This window comes from Aporhodopirellula sallentina SM41 (assembly GCF_000346505.1).
Classification (GTDB): domain Bacteria; phylum Planctomycetota; class Planctomycetia; order Pirellulales; family Pirellulaceae; genus Rhodopirellula; species Rhodopirellula sallentina.
The window spans coordinates 1-5,180 of sequence record NZ_ANOH01000396.1; the positions used below are offsets into that span (position 1 = coordinate 1).

Consider the following 5,180-nt stretch of genomic DNA (forward strand, 5'->3'; position numbering starts at 1 on the left):
AACAGCCCGTTGGCGACTTTCGCTACGGGCTGAAGTCGCGTTTCTTGCTGCGGTGGTTCTTAATTTTCTGCGTCGCCTAGCATCGTTGCTAATTTGAAATTACCGATCGTGCTGGGTTTGGCGGTGGATGGGGTTTGTTGGCCTTCGGTTAGCTTTTGCACTCGGTTGCTGATCTGTTGGTCGAGTTCGATCAGGTTGATGAAACCGTCTCCGTCGACGTCGCTGGATTCGTCTTGCATGCCGTCGAGGATCGCTCGGGTGAACGCCCCGTGTCCCCATAGGTCCGACTCGATGCTGAGTTGTCGCGGTTTGCTGCTGGCAAACAACACGGCACCGATTTCGTCGGTCACGATTTCGCTCCACGGTTCCTCGCCGAACGCGCGTGTGGCGCCGACCGCTCCCGTTGCTGCTCCCGAATGACACGTGTCGGCGAACAACAGTACTTTGCACGGTAGATCTTGAATCAGCTGTTCGATCGCTCGGTACGGTAGCGCCGAGGAACGCAGACGTTTGGGATCGACCTCATGGGAACAGAAATAATAGTTGCTGCGAGTGTCAAACGTCGCGTGCCCGGCAATGAAGACCATCGCGAGGTCTCGCTGTGTGACCGATGAGATCAACCAGTCCATGCCGTCGAGGATGTCGGTCGTTGTTGCGTTCTTGTCGACGAGTACGTTTGTTTCGACTTGTCGATAAAACGGGCCTTGTTGCGGTTTCCATAACTCGGCGAACGACTTTGCGTCGGCGGCGGGGTATTTCAAATCAAAATCATCGTTCTTGTAATCGGAGACTCCGACCGAGAGGATGAACAACCGCGGTTGCAGTTCGCCGGCGGCGAGTGGCTGCGCCGTGCATGTGATGTTGACCGTTCTCCGCGGGCTCGATGCGGCTTCGTTCGTTGCGATGAACGACAGTTCGTTGTCGCCCGCATTGAGTTTGATGCGGGTCGTCAGGACGAGTTGCCCGTTGTCGAGGCGTTCGATGTTCTTGATCGTTCCGGTGGGGCGTCCTCCCGAGAGCACCACGATTTCTCGGACCCGGAGATCGTTTAGTGGTGCGGCGGTGACAACCAGTTCGATTTCGCTCTCGCGAGTTTTTCCGTCCTCGGGAACGCCTTCGATCCGTAACTTTGGCGGCAGGATTTGGTTGAGGGTGGTGGGTTCGCGAAGGTCGGGGGCCGCGGGGGCGTTGTTCGCAGGCGGCATCGCAACGTCGCTGCCCGCATCGGGGATCGGACTGTTTGCGGACGCGTTGGGTATTGCCGCGACGGGGCTGCGGCCGAGGATTTCGCGGACGCGTTGTTGGATGAGATCCGGGCGTTGTAATTTGCGACGCAGAAGTTGGGCGGCGAAGAACTCAGCGGTTTGATCGAAACCACGGTTTCGTTGCCAACCGATCAAACGGCTCGCGCCGGGGGAAGAGTCGAAGAGGCCTTCCGGGGTGAACAGGATCCAGTCGCCGTCGGAATTCGACATGAAGCTCAGCACGGGATCGACGGCTCGGATAAAATGGTCGTCAAAGGGCAGGTATTTTGCGTTGACGATCTCTCCGTTCTCTCGCGTGATTTTGAGTGGGGAACCGGGGACGATGTTGCGTTCAAAACCGAAGTCGCTCGACGAACGGTTGCCAAACACTGTCGGATCGATTCCGGCGACGGCGGTGATCACGTCACCAACCTTCAGACCACCGGCGGCCTTGGCGTCGCGAATTTCGACGACACTGTTCTTGCCTGTCTCTTCGGATTCCTCCCACACGATCGGCGTCTGGAATCCAACCTGCGGTTTTAGGTCTTCGTTGCGATAGATCCTCGCGATCCCGTCGCTCCATGCGGTGACGATGTACTTGTTGCGTTTGGTTGGTGTGATGTCCATCGCGATTGCTTCGCATTCAGCCGACAGCACCGAGATCACATTGGAATGGGACGGTTTGGGGGTGCCCAGCGTTTCTGCTTGCAGAAAGCTCGTGCCGCCGTAAAGGATCAGCGGTGATCCTTGGGATCCCGGTTGAAAGTGCCAACTGAAGATCATGCTGCCCTGCGCTTCGGTTCGCAGGATCGTTTTGGTCGGCGTGAACAGTTTTAAAAATCGATACTCATCCTTGTCGAGCATTTGTTTCACCGAGACATTGATCGGCGGCGGGAACGCGGTCACCGGCTCGCGGAAGGTGCCGCCGCTCGGATCGACGAACTCCCGTTTGACCAAATCAAAGGCTTCGTCGATTTTCGCGTAGCTGTTTTGTTTCCATTCGCTGCCTGAGCTGGGGCGTCGTCCGAGGCCGAGTAGTCCGGTGTCAATGTCCAACGCCGCCGCGTAAAGAGGCCGCAGCGAAGGTCGCTTCGAGAAAATGACTTCGGCGGAATCCAAATCGATTACCTGGAAGTTGCCCAGTGCGTCACCGATGGCGAGGCGTTTGCTGTCGGCGGAGATGTCCAGTGCCGTGACTTCCCATCGGACACGCTTAAACACGTGGTAGGGGACGAGGGAATCACCGCGGTACAACTCGACGTGATAACGTGCGGTACCTCCGTTGCCGATCGTGATACCAACGGTGGCAATACGGGTATTCACGTCGGCGTCGAACCACGTTACCTCGCCGTCCGATTTCTTGGCTTTGGCTTCAGCTTGTTTGTAGATGCTTTTGAGCCACTGTGCGTCGCGACCGATCGCACCGGGAACGACCGTCTTGCGTGCGAGGTCCAGCGTACGGTCGCCGAACACGTCATAGCCTTGCGTGTTCGAGCCATAAAACGTCAACGGTCCGCCGACGTCCTCGGGATCTTCGTAGTGTTCGAGAACTACCGGGTCGACTTCGTTGTCCGTTGGGTTTTCGATGAAGCCATAGAAAGTTTGTCGGTATGTCGTTTCGGTCGTGTAGTCGTCAGGATCGTCGTTGACATACTCTTCGAAGTACGTGTTGACGAGAAGGTGTTTTCCGTCGCCGGTGAAGTCCAACGTGACGGCACCGCGCGAGTACTCCATGTCGTCGCCGGAGTATCCGAACGTGGTCGTGTAGTCGTCCGTCCTGCAGCAGCGAACGTAGCTGCCCCGTACGGTTTCGATTCCGATCATCAACCACCTGCCGCCGGGGCTGTAGGCGATGTCATAGATTCCGCCGGCGTTCGGATCGAGTGCGCCACGGATTTTCGAAATCAATCGATCGTTCTCGATGTCCCAAACCTGAATCTCATTCGCGCAGGCCGTCGCAACGTGTTTTCCGTTGGGGTGAAACGCGATGTCTGCGATCAGGCTGGAAAAGCCATCAAGGTTGTTAACCAGACGCGGGATCTCGCGAATCGGTGCGTCGTTCGCGGAGTCAAACCGTTCCTCTTCCATCCGAACTTTATCGACCTTCGCCTTTTTCGACGAGTTGAAGTCGAGATCGGATTGGGCGCTACCGATCGACTTTTCCTCGTCCGCGACGACGCGACCGGGCTGGCAGAGCGGTGAGAGCGAAACCATCGCGACAAACGCGATGAGAAAACGCCCGTTGTCGATGCCAAGCCGTCGGACATTCGGTTGGCGGAGACGGGGCGAAGCGGTTCGTCCGGTGCGATGCATCGTGTCACTCTTTCGGTGAAAAAAATTACCCTCACGCAGGTGCCCCGAACCAAATCGTAGTCGCGATCCGAGGGACGCGTCAACGAATGGTGACACCTACAGGTAAAAGGCGTTTTTCACGCGAGAAGCGGACAACGTTCTCTGGCGTTGTGGAGTGCGGCGATCTTGACGGCCGCAATCCAGCTGGTCGAGCTAGCTCTCGTTTTTCTCGTTACCCTGCGTGATCGATTCGGATGCGTTCGAATCGTCAGGCGGACTGGAATGTGATTGCGTCGGTTCGGAAGGTTCCGCGTCCGGGGATGGCATGATGCGGATGCCGCGACGGGTCGCTCGTTCTTCCCAACGTTTGCGAGCATACGATTGCATGTCGACCTGGGCATCGGACTCGTCGACGATTTCGAGCCCGAGGAGCGTTTCGACGAGATCCTCGAGCGTGACCAAACCAACGATGCTGCCGTATTGGTCGCTGACCATCGCCAAATGGAAACGGCCTTCGAGCAACTGTTCCAACAGATGCGGCAACGGAGTCGTCGCGTGAACGGTTTTGAGCGGCCGGGAGAACTCGCTCAGTTTCCGCTGCGACTCGCCGTTGGCGCGGGCCAGCAAGAGATCATTCTTCAGGACAAAACCGGTCAGGTCGTCGAGCTTTTGGTGGTAGATCGGAATCCGGGAAACCGGCAGGTCATCCGTCGACGCGAACAGCTCTTCGATGGTCAGGTCGTCGTTGTAGGCGATGATGACGACTCGCGGCGTCATGATGTCGCTCGCCGAGAGTTCCGGCATTTTCATCAGCGAACGAAAGACGCGCGACTCGTGGTCTTCCAAAACACCTTGTTGGACACCGATCTCCGCCATCGCCGAGAGTTCGTCGCGAGTCAGTGCGTGCGATGGGTGACCGCCGGAAAGCAGCTTGGTCAAAATTTCGCTGAGCCAAACGAGCGGATATAGCAACCAGATCAACCACTCGACGGTCATGGCGATCGTCGGGCCGAGGCGTCGCCAGTGAAGTGCGCCGATGGTTTTGGGGATGATTTCACTGAAGACGAGGATCAACAGCGTCATCACCGCGCTGGCGATACCGACCGCGTGTTCGCCGTATCTGCCTTGGCCGTACACGACGGCCGCCTGAGCACCCACGCCGGCGGCACCGATCGTGTGCGCGATCGTGTTGAGACTGAGGATCGCGGCGAGAGGGCGATCGACGTTCGCCTTCAATCGTTTGAGCCGATCGGCGGCTTTGGCGTTGGAGTCACGTAGCGTGGCGATGAACGACGGCGTGATGGACAGCAGGACGGCTTCGGCGACGCTGCAGTAGAAAGAGAAACCGATCGCCGCGACGAGGTACGTCAGCAGTAGAAACATAGTGGACCCAAAGAAAACCGGCGTTCGCTACCGGCGTTGAAACGCGTCAAATACGATCCGTGAGTCGCGACAAACGCACGCCCCGGGATTCATCAGCGCGATAGTGTAGCAGCCAGGCCGGGTTTGGGAGACTACCAACGAACCGCCTCGGTCATTTCCGCAAACGGCACGCCAAGATCAGGCGAATGTGCCGGCGCGGTGGGATTCCGCGGTGAGCCGCAGTGCGTGAGCACTCGGGTTTTGGGCGAGTTGGTGTGGTGA

The 5,180-nt window shown here is 57.9% G+C and carries 2 protein-coding genes; both read right to left on the minus strand.

Annotated elements, in window-relative coordinates:
- Positions 1-59: 59 nt before the first annotated feature.
- Positions 60-3,557 (minus strand): caspase family protein, encoded by a 3,498-nt coding sequence (locus tag RSSM_RS25445; RefSeq protein ID WP_236621382.1) that lies wholly within the window; start codon positions 3,555-3,557, stop codon positions 60-62.
- A gap of 192 nt (positions 3,558-3,749) precedes the next feature.
- On the minus strand, positions 3,750-4,919 hold the full coding sequence (locus tag RSSM_RS25450; protein WP_008686629.1) for a CNNM domain-containing protein: 1,170 nt from the start codon (positions 4,917-4,919) through the stop codon (positions 3,750-3,752).
- Positions 4,920-5,180 lie beyond the last annotated feature (261 nt).

Coding starts and splice junctions, on each gene's coding strand:
- RSSM_RS25450 (WP_008686629.1), bottom strand. CDS start 4,919: ATGTTTCTACTGCTGACGTACCTCGTCGCGGCGATCGGTTTCTCTTTC.
- RSSM_RS25445 (WP_236621382.1), bottom strand. CDS start 3,557: ATGCATCGCACCGGACGAACCGCTTCGCCCCGTCTCCGCCAACCGAAT.